14 protein-coding genes are annotated in these 16349 nt (G+C 76.3%); 9 read left to right on the top strand and 5 right to left on the bottom strand.

The window, feature by feature from the left end:
- Window positions 1-19 precede the first annotated feature (19 nt).
- The 3 genes from ACWIX3_RS05480 to ACWIX3_RS05470 are packed head-to-tail and all read left to right on the top strand — an operon-like array spanning window position 20 to window position 2192.
- A complete protein-coding gene (locus tag ACWIX3_RS05480) occupies window positions 20-1465 on the top strand; it encodes a GuaB1 family IMP dehydrogenase-related protein (RefSeq protein ID WP_448611066.1) in 1446 nt (481 codons plus the stop codon).
- Window positions 1462-1809, top strand: coding sequence for a metallopeptidase family protein (locus ACWIX3_RS05475; RefSeq protein ID WP_448611065.1), 348 nt, complete (start codon window positions 1462-1464; stop codon window positions 1807-1809). The genes ACWIX3_RS05480 and ACWIX3_RS05475 overlap by 4 nt, the downstream gene beginning before the upstream one ends.
- Window positions 1810-1862: 53 nt before the next feature.
- Window positions 1863-2192, top strand: coding sequence for a GroES family chaperonin (locus tag ACWIX3_RS05470; protein ID WP_255363279.1), 330 nt, complete (start codon window positions 1863-1865; stop codon window positions 2190-2192).
- Between the two features lie 26 nt (window positions 2193-2218).
- Here ACWIX3_RS05470 and ACWIX3_RS05465 read toward each other — a convergent pair whose 3' ends face one another.
- Window positions 2219-2686: a MarR family winged helix-turn-helix transcriptional regulator gene (locus ACWIX3_RS05465; protein WP_448611064.1), complete on the bottom strand. Its 468-nt coding sequence runs from the start codon at window positions 2684-2686 to the stop codon at window positions 2219-2221.
- Between the two features lie 79 nt (window positions 2687-2765).
- Between ACWIX3_RS05465 and ACWIX3_RS05460 the strand changes: the two genes are divergently transcribed.
- A complete protein-coding gene (locus ACWIX3_RS05460) occupies window positions 2766-4886 on the top strand; it encodes an MMPL family transporter (RefSeq protein ID WP_448611063.1) in 2121 nt (706 codons plus the stop codon).
- A 153-nt stretch (window positions 4887-5039) separates the two neighbouring features.
- Here ACWIX3_RS05460 and pheA read toward each other — a convergent pair whose 3' ends face one another.
- Window positions 5040-5975 carry a prephenate dehydratase gene (gene pheA, locus ACWIX3_RS05455; RefSeq protein ID WP_448611062.1) on the bottom strand — a complete coding sequence of 312 codons (936 nt, stop codon included), beginning with the start codon at window positions 5973-5975 and terminating at the stop codon, window positions 5040-5042.
- 110 nt (window positions 5976-6085) lie between these two features.
- On the opposite strand from pheA, the gene ACWIX3_RS05450 reads away from it, so the two are divergent.
- Together ACWIX3_RS05450 and ACWIX3_RS05445 are read left to right on the top strand one after the other, a co-directional pair.
- On the top strand, window positions 6086-7741 hold the full coding sequence (locus ACWIX3_RS05450) for a diguanylate cyclase (RefSeq protein ID WP_448611061.1): 1656 nt from the start codon (window positions 6086-6088) through the stop codon (window positions 7739-7741).
- 104 nt (window positions 7742-7845) lie between these two features.
- Complete coding sequence (locus ACWIX3_RS05445) at window positions 7846-10584, top strand: diguanylate cyclase domain-containing protein (RefSeq protein WP_448611060.1); 2739 nt, start codon at window positions 7846-7848, stop codon at window positions 10582-10584.
- A 184-nt stretch (window positions 10585-10768) separates the two neighbouring features.
- On the opposite strand, the gene ACWIX3_RS05440 is transcribed toward ACWIX3_RS05445, so the two are convergent.
- The gene (locus ACWIX3_RS05440; protein ID WP_448611059.1) at window positions 10769-11248 is read right to left on the bottom strand and encodes a VOC family protein; all 480 of its coding nucleotides are present in this window, start codon (window positions 11246-11248) and stop codon (window positions 10769-10771) included.
- A gap of 27 nt (window positions 11249-11275) precedes the next feature.
- On the opposite strand from ACWIX3_RS05440, the gene ACWIX3_RS05435 reads away from it, so the two are divergent.
- Window positions 11276-12130 carry a helix-turn-helix domain-containing protein gene (locus ACWIX3_RS05435; RefSeq protein WP_448611058.1) on the top strand — a complete coding sequence of 285 codons (855 nt, stop codon included), beginning with the start codon at window positions 11276-11278 and terminating at the stop codon, window positions 12128-12130.
- 7 nt (window positions 12131-12137) lie between these two features.
- On the opposite strand, the gene yczR is transcribed toward ACWIX3_RS05435, so the two are convergent.
- Window positions 12138-13565 carry a MocR-like transcription factor YczR gene (gene yczR, locus ACWIX3_RS05430; RefSeq protein ID WP_448611057.1) on the bottom strand — a complete coding sequence of 476 codons (1428 nt, stop codon included), beginning with the start codon at window positions 13563-13565 and terminating at the stop codon, window positions 12138-12140.
- 64 nt (window positions 13566-13629) lie between these two features.
- Between yczR and yczE the strand changes: the two genes are divergently transcribed.
- Window positions 13630-14253 (top strand): membrane protein YczE, encoded by a 624-nt coding sequence (yczE, locus tag ACWIX3_RS05425; RefSeq protein WP_448611056.1) that lies wholly within the window; start codon window positions 13630-13632, stop codon window positions 14251-14253.
- Here the strand turns inward: yczE and ACWIX3_RS05420 are convergent.
- Complete coding sequence (locus ACWIX3_RS05420; RefSeq protein ID WP_448611055.1) at window positions 14246-15349, bottom strand: MFS transporter; 1104 nt, start codon at window positions 15347-15349, stop codon at window positions 14246-14248. The two genes, yczE and ACWIX3_RS05420, sit on opposite strands and share 8 nt — an antisense overlap.
- A 323-nt stretch (window positions 15350-15672) precedes the next feature.
- Between ACWIX3_RS05420 and ACWIX3_RS05415 the strand changes: the two genes are divergently transcribed.
- Entirely contained in the window at window positions 15673-16272 is a 600-nt protein-coding gene (locus ACWIX3_RS05415; protein ID WP_448611054.1) for a TMEM165/GDT1 family protein, read from the top strand.
- The last annotated feature ends 77 nt before the right edge of the window (window positions 16273-16349 follow it).

Below are 16349 nucleotides of genomic sequence, written 5' to 3'. Positions count from 1 at the left end.
CGGCTGGGACACTGGGGGCATGCGTTTCCTGGGTAACACCCGTCCGGCGACCGAGCTGACCTACGCCGACGTCTTCATGGTGCCCAACCACAGCACCGTCGGCTCCCGGCTCGAGGTCGACCTGACCACCCCGGACCGCGTGGGGACGACGATCCCGGTCGTCGTCGCCAACATGACCGCGATCTCCGGACGGCGGATGGCCGAGACCGTGGCCCGCCGCGGCGGCCTGGCCGTGCTGCCGCAGGACATCCCGGTCGACGTCGTCTCCGAGGTGGTGTCCTGGGTCAAGACCCGCCACCCGGTCTACGACACCCCGATCACCCTCTCGCCCACCTCGACCGTGGCCGACGCGCTGTCGCTGCTGACCAAGCGCGCGCACGGCATCGTGGTCGTCGTCGAGGACGGCGCCCCCGTCGGCGTGGTCACCGACGGCCAGTGCCAGGGGGTGGACCGGTTCACCCAGCTGTCGCAGGTCATGACCGAGGACCCGCTCACCGTGCCCGCCGGCACCGACCTGCCCAAGATCTTCGACGTCCTCTCCGGGGAGCGGGTCAGCGCCGCGCCCGTGGTCGAGGGCGACCGGCTCGTCGGCGTCATCACCCGCAAGGGCGCGCTGCGCTCGGCGCTCTACCAGCCCGCGGTGAACGCCGACGGGCACCTGCTCACCTCCGCCGCCGTCGGCATCAACGGCGACGTCGCGGCCAAGGCCGGCGCGCTGCTGGCCGCGGGCGTCGACGTCCTGGTCGTGGACACCGCGCACGGGCACCAGGAGAAGGCGGTCGAGGCGGTGCGCGCCGCCCGGTCGGTGGCCGGCGCGGGTGGGCGGGACGCGCCGGTCGTCGCCGGCAACGTGGTCACCGCCGAGGGCACCCGCGACCTGATCGAGGCCGGGGCGGACGTCGTCAAGGTCGGCGTGGGCCCCGGCGCCATGTGCACCACGCGGATGATGACCGGCGTCGGCCGGCCGCAGTTCTCCGCGGTCGAGGAGTGCGCGGCCGCCGCCCGGGCGCTCGGGAAGCACATCTGGGCCGACGGCGGCGTGCGCCACCCGCGCGACATCGCCCTGGCCCTGGCGGCCGGTGCCGCGAACGTGATGGTCGGCTCCTGGTTCGCCGGCACCTACGAGAGCGCCGGCGACATCCACGACGACGGCTCGGGCCGGCTGTACAAGGAGTCCTTCGGCATGGCCTCGGCCCGCGCGGTCAAGGCCCGGACGGCGACCCAGAGCGGCTTCGACCGCGCCCGCGCCGGCCTGTTCGAGGAGGGCATCTCCTCGTCGCGGATGTACCTGGACCCCGCCCGCCCGGGCGTCGAGGACCTCGTCGACCAGATCGTCGCGGGGGTGCGCTCGTCGTTCACCTACGCCGGCGCCCGCACCGTCGACCAGTTCCACGAGCGCGCGGTGGTGGGGGTGCAGAGCGCGGCCGGCTACGAGGAGGGCCGCCCGCTGCCGACGTCCTGGTGAAGCCGCTCCCCCTCCCGGTCTTCGAGGGCCTGGTCGCCGACGCCCTCGACCAGGTGCCGCCGGAGCTGCTGGCGCTGATGGACAACGTCGTCGTCCTGGTGGAGGACCGCAACGCCGAGGAGCCCGACCTCCTCGGCCTCTACGAGGGCCACGCGCTGACCGAGCGCGGCTGGGAGTACGGCGGCGCGCTGCCGGACCGGATCATGGTCTACCGCGAGGCCATCTGCGACATCTGCTCGACCGCCGAGGAGGTCGTCGAGGAGGTCACGATCACCGTGGTGCACGAGATCGCGCACCACTTCGGCATCGACGACGACCGGCTGCACGAGCTCGGCTGGGCCTGAGCGGCGGTTTCCGCGGAAAGCGCCGGGGAGTCCGCCGCGTACCGTGCTCAGGCGTGGCTGAGGGCAAGGGCAGCGGGCTGCCGATCAAGATGCTGCACGACCGCATCCTGGTCGCGCTGCGCAGGGAGGACGGCGAGCGACGGTCCACCGGCGGCATCCTCATCCCGGCGACCGCGCAGGTGGCCAAGCGGCTGGTCTGGGGTGAGGCGCGCGGCGTGGGGTCGAGCGTCCGCCAGGTGAAGGTCGGCGACCAGGTGCTCTTCTCCCCCGAGGACCAGCACGAGGTCGAGGTGCACGGCGAGGAGCTGGTCATCCTGCGCGAGCGGGACGTGCACGCCGTGGCCGCCGAGCGGATCGAGGAGTCCACCGGCCTCTACCTCTAGGAGCCGACCACGGGTGCACGCAGCGCTCAGCCGCCGGCCCGGGCGTGGCGCACGATCACGTCGGTCATCTGCTCGAGGAAGCGGCGGACGACGGCGAGCTCGTCCTCGGAGTAGTCCGCCATCGCGGCGAGCAGGTCGCGGTTGAGCCCGCCGAAGAACTGGCCACCGGCCGCCATGGCGCTCTCGGTCATCTCGAGCGCCACCCGCCGCCGGTCGGCCGCGTCGCGCACCCGCCGGACGTGGCCGACCCGCTCCAGCCGGTCGACCAGCGCGGTCACCGACGCCGAGCTCAGCTCGACGGCCTGCCCCAGCGTCCCGGCGGTCAACGCCTCCCCTCGGCGTGCGGCGTCCATGATCGCGACCAGCGCGCGGACGTCGGTCCGTCCCAGCCCGTGGATCGAGGCGAACCGCTGCCCGACCGCGTCGAGCTCCACGTTCAGCCGGCGCAGCAGCAGCGCGACCTCCTGCCGGACCCCGTCGGCGTCCCCGGACATCCACCACCTCCCGTTGGCGCACGACCACCGCCCGCCGTATTATCTCGACGATCGAGATGATCGACCATCGAAGGACATCATGCGCTCCGTCGCCCGCTGGCTCATCCCCGCCGTCGTCGCCCTCCTCTGGCTCGGTCTCGCCGGCTCGCTGGGGCCGACCAGCGGAAAGCTGACCGAGGTCCAGGAGAACGACTCGACGGCGTTCCTGCCCGACAGCGCGGAGTCGACGCGCGTCACCGAGTTGCAGGCCGGCTTCCGGACCGAACGGAGCCTTCCGGTCATCCTGCTGTGGGAGAGCGACGACGGCACGCTGGACGCGGCGGCGCTGGCCGGGATCGCCGAGCGCACCGACCAGGCGGTGGCGGTGGCCGAGGACGCCGGCGCGCTCGTCGGCGAGCCCTCACCGCCCATCCCGTCCGAGGACGGCGCGGCCGCGCAGGCGGTGCTGCCGTTCAGCCCCGACCTCGGCGACCGGCTCGGCGAGGTGGTCACCGGCCTGCGGGACCTGCCCGGCGTCGACGGCACCACCACCTACGTCACCGGACCGGGAGCGGTCTTCTCCGACTTCGCCGACGGCTTCTCGGGGATCGACAGCCTGCTCCTGATCGCGGCGTTCGGCGTCGTCCTGCTCATCCTGCTGGTCGTCTACCGCAGCCCGCTGCTGCCGCTGCTGGTCATCGGCACCGCCGGCCTGGCGCTGGTGGTGTCCCTGGCGGTGGCCTACCTCCTGGCCCGCGAGGGCTGGATCGACGTCAACGGGCAGAGCCAGGGCATCGCGTCGATCCTCGTCGTGGGCGCGGCCACCGACTACGGCCTGCTGCTCGTCGCGCGCTACCGGGAGGAACTGCGCCACTCGGAGTCCCGGTCGACCGCCATGCGGGCGGCGCTCCGGCAGTCCTGGGAGCCGATCGTGGCCAGCGGCGCCACGGTGGTCCTGGGCGTCCTGTGCCTGCTCTTCTCCGATCTCGGCTCCAACCGCGGCCTCGGACCGATCTCCGCGGTCGGGATCGCGTTCGCGGTGCTCGCCGCACTCACCTTCCTGCCGGCGGTCCTGGTGCTCCTCGGCCGGGCCGCGTTCTGGCCGTTCCTGCCGCGGTACGGCGACGAGCAGCCGCGCGGTCGGGGCTGGGAGCGCGTGGCGACGGCGGTCGGCCGCCGTCCCGCCCGGGTCCTGGTGTGGGCACTGGCCGGCCTGTTCGCCCTGGCCGCGTTCCTGCCCACGTTCGACGCCGACGGGATCCCGCTGTCCGAGGCCGTCCGCGGCGGGTCGGAGTCGGCCGCCGGACAGGAGGCCCTGGCCCGGCACTTCGACGCGGGCGGCGCGAGCCCGGCCACCGTCATCACGCCCGCCGACGGCTGGGAGGACGTGGCGGACGCGGCGGCCGGGGTCGACGGCGTCGCCGGGGTGGCGCCCTACACCGGCGAGCAGGCCGGCCCGCCCGGGGCCGGCGGGGGCGAGCCGGTCGAGGTGGACGGCCGGGTCCGGCTCGACGCCACCCTGACCGACGCGCCGGACAGCGAGGCGGCCCAGGCCACCGTCGCGGACCTGCGGACGGCGGTGCGCGAGGTCGACCCCGAGGCGCTGGTCGGCGGCTCCACGGCGAGCGACCTGGACACCCAGGAGACCGCGGCGCGCGACCTGGCGGTGATCGTCCCGCTGGTGCTGCTGGTCATCACCGGAGTGCTGGCCCTGCTGCTGCGGGCGATCGTCGCACCGCTGCTCCTGGTGGCCACGGTGGCGCTGAGCACCGCCGCGACCGTGGGCGTCGGCGCGCTGGCCTTCGACCACCTCTTCCGGTTCCCCGGCAGCGACCCGCAGGTGCTGCTGATCGGCTTCGTGTTCCTCGTCGCCCTGGGGATCGACTACAACATCTTCCTCATGACCCGGGCCCGCGAGGAGTCGCGACGGCACGGGACCAGGGAGGGCACGATCCGAGCGCTGGCCGTCACCGGCGGGGTCATCACCAGCGCGGGGCTGGTCCTGGCCGCCACCTTCGGCGCGCTCACCGTGCTGCCGCTGGTCATCCTCATCCAGCTCGGGTTCCTGGTCGGCTTCGGCGTCCTGCTCGACACCTTCGTCGTCCGGACGCTGGTCGTGCCGTCGGCGGTCGTGCTGCTCGGCGACCGCACCTGGTGGCCCAGCCGGCTGGCGCGACGGCGCACGCCCGAGGAGCCGGAGCGCGAGCTGGAACGGGTCTGACGGACGCCGCCGGTCACTCCCCCCGTAGGCCCGGCTGATCATGGGGTTGTTGCACGCGACACGGGACGACCCGCCGTGCGGACCGACGACAACCCCATGATCAACGGCGGGGTCGGGCAGGGCTGGGAGGACCGGGGGCAGGGGTGCCCTTCCTCAGACGCGGCCGGCCCGCACCCGCTCAAGCCAGCCGGCGGCCTCGCTGAACGCCGCGTCGGTCGACACCGGCGTCACCGGCTTGTTCTCCCGGCCGTCGGTGCGCGGGTAGGAGCCGAGGAAACGCAGCTCGTCACAGACCCGGTGCAGCGCCGACAGCGCCTCCCCCACCCGGGCGTCGACGACGTGTCCCTCGCAGTCGAGGGAGAAGGAGTACACGCCCAGCCGCTCGCGGGTCGGTCGCGACTCGATGCGGGTCAGGCTGATGCCGCGGCCGGCGAACTCGCCCAGCAGGTCCAGCAGCGCGCCGGTGCGGTCGCCGACGACGGCGACCAGCGAGGTCTTGTCGTTGCCGGTGGGCTCGGGCAGCGGCCCCGGCGGCGCGACGAGCACGAACCGGGTGACGGCGCCGGGCCGGTCGGCGACGTCGTCGGCGAGCGCGGTGAGCCCGTACCGCTCAGCGGCGATCGGCGCGCAGACCGCGGCGTCGTGCTCCCCGGCCGCGACCTGCCGGGCGGCCTCGGCGGTGGAGGTCGCCGGCAGCGGGACGACGCCGGGCAGCAGCCGCGCCAGCGAGCCGGCGGTCTGCGCCAGCGCGTGCGGGTGGCTGGCCACCGAGCGGACGTCGGCCAACGTCGTCCCCGGGCGGCCGGCGAGGACGAAGGAGGGTGCCAGGAACACCTCGCGGGTGATCAGCAACGGGTCACCCTCGGCCAGGCCGTCCATGGTGGCCGGCACGGAGCCCTCGACGGAGTTCTCCAGCGGGACGAGCGCGGCGTCGGCGTCCCCCGCACGGACGGCGGCCAGCGCGGCCGGCACCCCGGCGGCGGGGTACCGGGAGCCCTCGTCCGGGGCAACGGCGCTGATCAGGGCCGCTTCGGCGAAGGTACCCTCGGGTCCCAGATATGCGTACCGCGTCGGAGGCGTCCCAGGCACCCGACGAGGGTAGAGCGGCCGGGTGGGGGCCGATGCCCCGCCCGGGGAGCTGCGACGTGGGTCGCCGGTCCCGTGGCCGCACAGCGGTCAGACCGTCGTTGGAGGCGCGCGTGACCCCCGGCCCGGAACGCCTCACCGAGGGTGACCTCGATGATGCGCTCTGGCGTCTGCTGTGCGCGAGCGCCCGGGACGACGTGGCCGCCTTCATCGCCGAGCACGACCGTGCCACCGCGGTCCTGGACGCCGCGACCGAACCCCGCTGGATCGCCTGGCGGCACGCGCTGGCCGCCCGCCGCGGCCTGGTCGACGGCGACCCCGAGGCGGTGGCGGCCGAGGTGTCCGCCACCCGCGACGCCCTGGGCCGGTGCCTCCCGAGCGCGCAGACCGCGCTGACCCTGGCGTACCTGGCGGGGGTCGAGGTGGCCGCCGACCACGTCGACGCGGCGATGATGCTCGCCATCGACGCCAGCCTGCTGGCCGAGACCACGGCGGCCGACGGGCCCTCCCGCGCCCTGCACCAGACCCACCTGTGGCTCTCGCTGACCCTGGCCGCCCTCGACCTCGAGGAGCTCGCCGTCGCCCACGCCCTGCAGGGTTCCCGGGTGGCGGACCAGCTGCCGGGCGTGCCCGACCGCTGGCGGCTGCTGCAGCTGTGCGCCCAGCAGCACGCCGAGCTGGCGCAGACGCTGCACCGGCGGGGGCAGGCCGAGCGCGCCCGCGAGCTGGCCGGAACGGCGGTCGGCTGCGCCGAGGCCGCCCGCGCCCTGGACTGGGAGGCCGAGCCGGGCGAGCAGGACCTGCTCGACGTCGTCCAGGCGTGGGCGATGGCCGGCCGCGGGGAGGTGGAGGACGCCGTCGGCCCGATGCGCCGTGCGCACGAGCGCGTGCACCGGGACGGCGGGACGTGGCTGCGCGGCTACGCCGACCTGGTGCTCGCCCGGCTGCTGACCCGGCTGGCCCGCACGCAGTCCGGCGGTGGGCACGACGCCGAGGCCACCGACCGGCTCGTCGACGCCGCCGGGGCCTTCGCCGCGGCCGGCGACCGCCGGCGTTACCGGCAGTGCCTGCTGGAGCTCGGCCAGAGCACCGCGGCGATGGGCCGCCCGGCCGAGGCCCTGCACTGGCTGGAGGCCTACCGGGGCGAGAGCGGCCGGGCGCACGCCCGCGGCCGGGAGCTGTGGGCGGAGATGTTCGTGCGGCGCAGCCGGCTGCGCGAGGCCGAACGGCAGACCGCGCACCTGCGCCGGGTCGCGCTGGAGGACCCGCTCACCGGTCTGGGCAACCGGCGCAGCGCCGAGCGCCGGTTGGCCACCATGCGCGTGGGCGACGAGCCGGTGTCGCTGGCCGTCGTCGACATCGACCGGTTCAAGGCGGTCAACGACGACACCTCCCACTCGCACGGCGACGAGGTGCTGCGCCGCGTCGCGGGCCTCCTGCGCGAGCACAGCCGCACCGGCGACGAGGTGTACCGGTGGGCGGGCGACGAGTTCCTCGTGGTCCTGCCGACAGCGACCGAGACCCAGGCGCTGGCCGCCGTCGACCGGCTGCGCGCCGCGGTGGCCGACGCCGACTGGGGCGACCTGCAGCTGCCCCAGCCGGTGACGGTGAGCATCGGCGTGGCCACCGCCCCGGCGGCCGCAGACGAGCCGCTGGGCTGGCGCTCCCTGTTCGACACCGCCGACCTGCACCTGTTCACCGCCAAGCGCGGCGGGCGCAACCGGGTGCGCGCCCACGGCGTCCGGGGCGTCAGCGAGGGCGCCCCGTGACGGCGCAGCCCGGGAGGGACGGTTGTGACAGGAGTGCCGCCATCTCCCGGCGTGCCCCCCGTGCGGTGCTCGACTCCATTGACAGCGGCGGGCACAGTGCGCTCGTGCCTCCCGGAGCCCTGCACCACCGGGTGACCGCCGCCCTCTCCAACTGGCAGCTCGACGACGCCGAGGAACTGCTGGCCGACGTCGGCACCGACTCCTCCCCCTACGTGGCCCCCGCGCCCCGTGACGGCGACCCCGCCCGCCCGGCCGACCTGGGCCGGGCCTGGGCCGACACGCTGCGCGCCGAGCTGCTCGTGCGCCGGCTGCGGAAGGCCGGCTTCACCCTCGTCGGCGACCCGCTCGAACCCGCGCCCGGCACCGGCGCCGCCGTCGCGCTGGACCTGCACGCCGGCGTGGCCGAGCTCATCGACGGCGTCCCCGCGTCCGGGGACGGCGAACCGCGGGCGTCGCACGCGGCACTGGCCATCGCGCTGGTGCGCTCGGCCAAGGCCGCCTTCGACGCCACCGAGGACGAGCTGCAGCGGGCCGCCGGCCTGGCCCGGCACGCCCGCATCGAGCTGCTGTCGCGTCGCGTCGACGCCGCCATGGACGAGGCGGTGGAGGCGGCCAGCCTGCTCGACCCCGGGCTGCCGCCGTCCGCCCTGCTGGTGGAGACGCTGACCACCCTCGCCGGCGTGCTCGCCGACCTGGAGCTGATGCCGCTGGCCCTGGACTACCAGCGGCGGGCGCACGAGACCGCGGTGGTCGCGGCCTCCGTCCCGGGTGCGCTGCGGCCGGAGGACGGCGACCCCGACGTCCTCGTCGCCCGCGCGGCCAGCTCCCTGGGCGAGCTGTGCGCCGAGCTCGGGGAGGCGCTGCTCGACGACGGCGTCCCTGCGGCGGCCACCCCGCACTTCACCGAGGCCCGCGCGCTCGCCGAGCAGGCGCTGGCCCTGCTGCCGCCGGAGTCCGCCGGAGCGATCGTGGCCGCGCGGGTGGTGCACGGCTGGGCGCTGGTGGGCCTCGGCGAGCACGCCGCCGCCGTCGGACCGCTGCGGGCCGCCGTCCGGGCCACCGCTGCCGGCGACGGGGCGCTGCAGACGGCGTCGCTGCTGGCCCTGGGCCGCGCGCTGCGCCGGCAGGGCGACGGCCCGGGCGCCGACGAGCAGCTGGCCCGGGCCCTCGCCACGGCGACCGAGCACGGCCTGCCGCGGCTGCGCCGGGCGGCGCTGCGCGAGCTGTGCACGCTGCACGCCGAGCTCGACGACGCCGGGCGGGCGCTGCCCTACCTGCAGGCCTACCTGGCCGACGAGCTGGACCGGGTCGACGAGCGGCGCACCCGCTGGGTGGAGCTGTTCGGCCGGCGCAAGAGCCTGCTGGAGACCGAGCGGGCCGCCGGGCAGCTGCGCCGGCAGGCCTACGAGGACCCGCTCACGCACCTGCCCAACCGCCGCTACGCCGAGGCCACCCTCGACGGGCTGCTCACCAGCGGGGCCGCCCCCGCCCTGGCGGTGGTGGACGTCGACCGGTTCAAGGAGGTCAACGACGCCGTCGGCCACGCCGGCGGGGACGACGTCCTGCGCCGGGTCGCCGAGATCCTCGTGGCCGGGTGCCGCGACACCGACGACGTGTGCCGCTGGGCCGGTGACGAGTTCGTCGTCCTGCTCCCCGACACCACCGCCGAGCAGGCCGAGCGCGCGCTCGAGCGCTGCCGTCGCGCGGTGGCCGAGACCGACTGGGCCGCGCTGGGGCTGCCCGTGCCGGTGACGATCAGCGTCGGCATCGCCTCGGCCACGCGGGGCGACGACCGGCGCACCCTCTTCGCCGCCGCCGACGGCGTCCTCTACGACGCCAAGCGCACCGGCCGCGACCGCGTCGTCCGGCTGTCGGCGGTGACCCAGACCCGGGCCGTGGGCGGTCCGCCGGACGCGCTCCCCGGGCCGCCGCCGCAGCAGCCTGGGACTGCTGTGACGGACGGGTCCTCCCGGGACGACACGACGGCCGCCGGCTCCCCGGAGCGGGTCGCGCCGGCCCCTAGGGTCCCTGCCGTGCAGCCTTCCCCGCTGACCGACCCCACCGCCGTCAGCTCCGGTTTCGCACCCCTGCTCGTCGAGCCGGCCGACCCGCCGCTGGGTCTGGGCAGCCCCGCGGAACCGGCACTGGCCCCGGCGCCGCCCGCCGCCGCGCTGCACGCGGAGCCACCCCTCCCCCCGCCCGCTCCGACGGGCGGGCGGCCGGCCGAGCCCGACGTCATCTGGGCTCCCGGCCGCAGCACCGAGCAGGTGCTCGCGCTCGTCCGCGAGGCGCGCCGGCAGTTCCCCGACCGGCCCGCGGTCGTCGTCCGGGCGCCCGCCGAGACGCTGGTCGCGCTGGCCAGCGAGCACGACGCCTACACCACGGTCGACGCCGCCTCGATGTCCGCGGCGGTCGGCCCGCTGCCCGAGCCCGCCGGCCGCATCGGCGTGCTGTGCGGGATCGGGGGCGACCCCGGCGTGGCCGCCGAGGCCGCCTTCGCCGCGCGCGTCACCGGTACCGCGGTGGTGCGGGTCGACGACGTCGGCGGCAGCCGGTTCCGCGCCGGGCTGCCGGGCGACACGCTGCCCGAGGACGTCGACTGCCTGGTCGTCGTCGCGGGGCTCGACGCGTCGATGGCCGGCCTGCTCGGTGTGCTGACCGACCTGCCGATCGTCGCCGTCCCGACCTCGACCGGACAGCCGGGCTCGCTCGGCGGGTTCAGCGCGCTGCTGACGATGCTCAACGCGGCCTCACCCGGTGTCGTGGTGAGCAACATCGACAACGGCCACGCCGCCGGGGTCTTCGCCGCCCGCATCGCCCGCCGGAGCCACCGCCGCGGCTGACCCTCCACGTCCCCGGCGGTGCCCCCGGCGGTGTCCCCGGCGGTGTCACGGCGGTATCACGGCGGTGATCAGCTGAGCTCGCTGTCGCGGGTCCTGGCTCACATCTGGTGGTGAGCCAGGACCCGCTGGGATCAGCTCACCTGATCATCGGGCGAGGTGACCACCGGCGGGAGGAGACAGCCGGTCACTGCGCGCCGGACGCCGCCCACTCGGCGAGCCGCCGCTCCTGTTCCTCGGCGCTGACGTCCTCGACCTTCGTCATGATCGCCCAGCGGTGGCCGAACGGGTCGTAGACGGAGGCGAACCGGTCACCGGTCACGAAGGTGGCCGGCTCCTCGCGCACCGTGGCACCCCGCTCGACGGCACGGGCGAACACCGCGTCGACGTCCTCGACGTAGATGCATGTCGAGCTGCTCACCCGGTCCGCCTCCCGCCCGGTCGGGACCGTCAGGCCGTAGGCGTCGTTCGGGTCGCCCAGCTGGAGCCGGCCGAGGCCGACGTCGAGCTCCGCGTGCACGACCGTGCCGTCGGGACCGTCCATGCGCTGGACGACGGTGGCGCCGAACACGTCGGCGTAGAAACCGATCGCCTCGGCCGCCGGGGAGCAGACGAGGAACGGGGTCAGCGTGGTGTAGCCGTCGGGGCGGCCGTTCGTGATCGCCATGCCCCCGACCCTGCCTACGCTCCGGCCGTGCCGTCTTGGACGAACGCGACAGGTCCGGCGAGCGGCCTGCTGCGACCGGCCGAGACCGCCCGGGAGGCGGGTCTGCGTCGCGACGCCCCCGTGAACCCGGTGCTGGCGCCGTTCGTGGAGCGGTACTGGTCGGTGCGCTGGGACCGGACCGGTCGGCGGCCGTACCGCTCGGAGGTGCTCAGCCACCCCAGCGTGAACCTGTCGGTGGAGTCCGGCTCCGAGCCGCGGTTCGGGCACGCGCTGCCCGCCGTCCTGGTGCACGGGGTCACTCCGCGCCGCTTCACCATCGACCTGGTCGGGACGGGTCGGGTGACCGCGGCCAAGTTCCGGCCGGGCGGCTGGGTCGCCCTGGGCGGCCGGCTGCCCGGCCGGGCCTCGGTGGCGCCGCTGGGCGGGTCGCTGGGCCTCGACGCCGCCCGGCTGCTCGACGCGGTGCTCGCCGTCGAGGACGACGACGCCCGCACGGCGGCACTCGATGCGGCCCTCGCCCCGCTGGCCCCGGAACCGCCCGTGGCGTACCGGGAGCTGCTCGCCGTGCTCGAGCGGATGGCCGCCGACCGCGCCCTGGTCCGGGTCGAGCAGGTGGCGGCGCTCGGGGCGATGAGCGTCCGCTCGCTGCAGCGCCTGTTCGCGGCCTACGTCGGGCTGAGCCCCAAGGCGGTGCTCGCGCGGTACCGGCTGCAGGACGCCGCGGCGGCGATCGACGCCGGCGAGGCGGACGACCTGGCGGGCCTCGCGGCGTCCCTCGGCTGGTTCGACCAGGCGCACTTCAGCCGCGACTTCCGGGCGGTCACCGGCACGACCCCCTCGGCCTACCTGCGGCACGCCCGCGCGGCGCAGGACACCGGCTGAGGTCGGGTCAGACCACCGGCTGCGGCTCCTCGGCGGGACGGGCCGGCGGCCGCGCCCCGGTCGCCTCGGCGTCGGCCCGTGCCAGCAGGGCCACCGCCCGGCGCAGGACCTCCGGAGGCTGCGTGTAGGGCAGCCGCAGCCGGTCGTCGAGGGTGTGGCCGGTGCCGAACAGCGGACCGGCGGCCAGCCGCAGCCCCAGCCGCTCGGCGGCCGCGACCACCGCGCGCGAGCGCGGCGAGGGCAACCCGCACCAGAGCACCAGGCCACCCGCGGGCTCGGGGACCCGCCAGTCGGGCAGCCGCTGCCGCAGCTCGGCGGTCAGCACCGACCGCCGCTCGCGCAGCTGCCCGCGCCAGGCGGCCAGCGACTCGTCCAGACCGTCGAGCAGCGCGCAGGCGGCGAGCTGCTCGAGGACCGGCCCGGACATCGACGTCCGGACGGCGACCGCGGTCAGCCGGCGGACCACGTCGGCCTCGGCGCGGACCCAGCCCACCCGCAGACCGCCCCACGACACCTTGCTCAGCGTCCCCACCGAGAGCAGCCCGGGGCCGAAGGCGGCCAGCGGCGGCGGTGCCGTCGCGTCGAGCCCCAGCTCGGCGAACGTCTCGTCGACCACCGCCGGGACGCCGCTGCGGCGCAGCGCTCCGGCCAGCCGCTCCCGGCCGGCCGCGTCGAGCAGGACCCCGGTCGGGTTCTGGAAGTCCGGCATCAGGTACGCCGCCGCGGGCCGGACGGCGGACAGCGTCCGCTCAGCGGCGTCGAGCCAGGCTGCGGGCTCGTCGGGGTCGAGCGCGACGGGGAGGACGCGGGCGCCGAGGGCCCGGGCGGCCTGCAGGGCGTTGGGATAGCTCGGCTGCTCCACGAGCACCCGCTGCCCGCGCCGCAGCAGCGCCGAGAAGCCGACCGAGACCCCGTGCAGCGCGCCGTTGGTGACCAGGACCTGCTCCGGTGTCGAGGGCAGGCCGCGGGCGGTGTAGCGCGCGGCGATCCGCGCCCGCAGGTCGGGCAGGCCGGCGGGGTGGTAGCCGTGCGTGGTGAGGAAGCGGGGCAGCTCCTCGAGGGCCGCGGCCAGCGCGGCCGGGACGGCGGCGGGCGCCGCCGGTGCGGCGTGCGCGAGGTCGACGGCGCCGTCGTCGGCCGGCCCGGGCACCCACGCACCCCGGTGCGGCCCGGCGGGCAGCGCCGCGAACGTCCCGGCACCCTGCCGCGCGGTGGCCCACCCGTCCTCGCGCAGCCGGGTGTAGGCCGCGGTGACGGTGGCCCGGCTGACCGCGAGCGCCGTCGCCAGCTCCCGCTCCGCCGGGAGGCGCGTACCCAGGGGCACCCTGCCGTCCGCGACCAGCCGGCGGATGCGCCCGGCCAGCGCCGCGTAGCGCGGGGGCCGGTCGGTGGCGAGGTCGCCGACGAGCGCGGCCAGGGATCGGGCGGACGTCATCTCCATGCCACCTCTCGTGGATTGGCCTGTGGTTGCCAGGCCAATCTTGACGGAGGATCGGGGCATGCACCACCTCCTGCCCGCCCGGCCGGTCCGCCGCCTCGTCCAGCTCTACGCGGGCCTGGTGCTCTACGGGCTGTCGATGGCCCTGCTCGTGCGCTCGGGGTTGGGCGTCATGCCGTGGGACGTGCTGCACCAGGGCCTGGCCCGCCAGCTCGGCTGGTCGCTGGGCATCGTCACGATGGTCGTGGGCGCGCTGGTGCTCCTGGCCTGGATCCCGCTGCGCGAACGACCGGGGCTGGGCACGGTGAGCAACGTCGTCGTCATCGGCCTGGCGCTGGACGCCGCGCTCGCCGTCCTGCCCGAACCGTCGCCCCTCCCCCTCCGGGTCGCGCTCGCGGGCCTCGGCATCGCCCTGAACGCGGTCGCGACCGCCGCCTACATCGGCGTGCGGCTGGGCCCGGGGCCGCGGGACGGGCTGATGACCGGCCTGGTGCGCCGCAGCGGCCGCTCGGTCCGGCTGGTGCGCACGTCGATCGAGGTCGTCGTCGTGGCGGCGGGCTGGCTGCTGGGCGGCACGCTGGGCGTCGCGACCGTGCTGTACGCGCTGGCCATCGGCCCGCTGGTGCACGCCCTGCTCCCCCGGCTGTCGGTGGACCTCCCCCGCGCCCCGGCCGGCGTCAGCTGACCGGCGGCCGGCGCAGGCCCGCCGCCACCACGGGGACGACGGCCACCACGAGCGCCGCCACTGCCGCGACACCGCCCACTGCCCAGGCCGCGAACACCAGCAGGGCGGCCAGCTCGGTGCCCAGGCCCGCCACCGAGGTGACCGTCGCCCGGCGGGCGCTGTCGATCCGCTCCTGCAGCCGGGCCTCGGCCACCACCAGCACCGCCAGGTAGAGCCCGTAGGCGACCGCCACCACCGCCAGCGCCGCCGGGCCGGGGACGAGGGCCACCGCCCCCAGCAGCACGCCCGAGACGAGCAGGAGCACCGGTAGCGCGCGGTCGGGCAGCCGGTCGGCCCGCCCGCCCAGCGCCGCGCCGAGCGCGCCGGCCAGCATGATGCCCAGGACGGCGGCCGGGACGACGACCGCCGGCACCCCGCGGGCCCCGGCGAGCACCGGGAAGTACTCCTCCACGGCGTCCAGGCCGCCGACGAGCGCGGCGGCGAGCACGGTCAGGCGCAGCCCGGGCGCGCGGAGGGCCTCGGCGACGCCCCGGCGCAGGGTGCCGAGCACCGAGTCGCCGTCGGGCTCCCGCAGCGGCTCGGGGAAGCGCAGGGCCAGCGCCGCCCAGGCCAGGCACACCCCGGCGCTGGCCCAGCCGACGAGTGGGTATCCGCCGACGGCGTACAGCAGGCCGGCCGCGGCCGCCGTCGGGATCTGCACGAGCAGCTCGGCCGACGTCATCCAGCCGTTCACCCGGGCGAAGGAGCCCTCGGCGCCCACCTCCGCCAGGGCGTCGTAGACCAGGGCCTCGACCGTGCCGGAGACCAGCGCGCCGGCCACGCCCCAGACGACGAAGCCGGTGAGGAAGCCCCCGAACTGCGGCGTGACGGTCCACACGGCGAAGGCGGCCGCCTCCAGGACGCCGCCCACGACGAGCGCGCCCCGGCGGCACCACCGGTCGGCCAGCGCCCCGGCCGGCACCTCGGTGAGCACCGCCGTGACCGACCAGGCGGCGAACAGCAGCGAGATCTCGGCGGCCGAGAGCCCGGTGTCGAGGAACAGCAGCGCATAGAGCGGGTAGAGCGGTACCAGCTCGGACAGCGCGGTCCAGCCCACCGCCAGGCGCGCGAGCGGTCGGGCGGCGGGCGGCAGGGTCGTCCTGGGCGGGCGTCAACGGAACGGCACGGCGCGGACGGTAGCGCGGGTCCCCCCGGCCCGCAGCCGGATTCCGGGCACCGCTGGGCTAGGCTCTCCGGCCGAGAAGGGGAGTAGCCCCCCGTCCGCTGGTCGACACGCTGGCGCCCCCGGGCGCCCGGTCAGCGGACCCACGCTCGGCCGTGGGTGGGCGAGACCTTCGACCGCAGTCGCCATCGCCGGCAGCTGCCGGTCGGAGGCTGCCCGCATCCGTCCGGCAGCGCCCTGACGGAAGTGAGAACCCCGTGTCCCTGACGGTCGTGCTGACCGCCTTCGTGCTCGTCCTGCCGGTGGAGCTCCCGGACAAGACGCTGTTCGCCAGCCTGGTCCTGGCCACCCGCTTCCCGCCGCTGCCGGTGTTCGTCGGCGTCGGGACGGCGTTCGGCCTGCAGGTGGCGATCGCCGTCACGGCCGGCAGCCTGCTCTCGCTGCTGCCCGAGGCGCTGGTCAGCGGCGTGGTGGCGCTGCTGTTCCTGGTCGGCGCCGTCCTGCTGTGGCGCAGCGCCTCCAGCGGGCCGGAGGACGCCGGGGAGGCCGCCGCCGCCCGGGAGCGCACGTCGTTCCTCCGGGCTGCGGCGATCTCCTTCGGCGTCCTGTTCGCCGCCGAGTGGGGCGACCTGTCCCAGCTGGCCACCGCCGGGCTGGCGGCGCGCCTGGACGACCCGGTGTCGGTCTTCGCCGGCGCCTGGGCCGCGCTGCTCACCGTCTCGGGGCTGGCCGTCTTCCTCGGGAAGAAGCTGGCCGACCGGCTGCCGGTCGCGCTGATCCGCCGGGTCGCCGCGGTGCTCTTCCTCGTCTTCGCCGTCGTCGCCGCGGTGGAGACGGTGCGCACGCTCGCCGGTTGACGGTCACCCGGGAGGGGGGCAGGGGTCCAGCGCGGACCGGTCGGTGCCGTAAGACGCCGTGGGGGCCATCCGGGCCC

This window comes from Geodermatophilus sp. URMC 60 (assembly GCF_053502585.1).
This window is presented reverse-complemented; position numbering and strand designations above follow the sequence as displayed.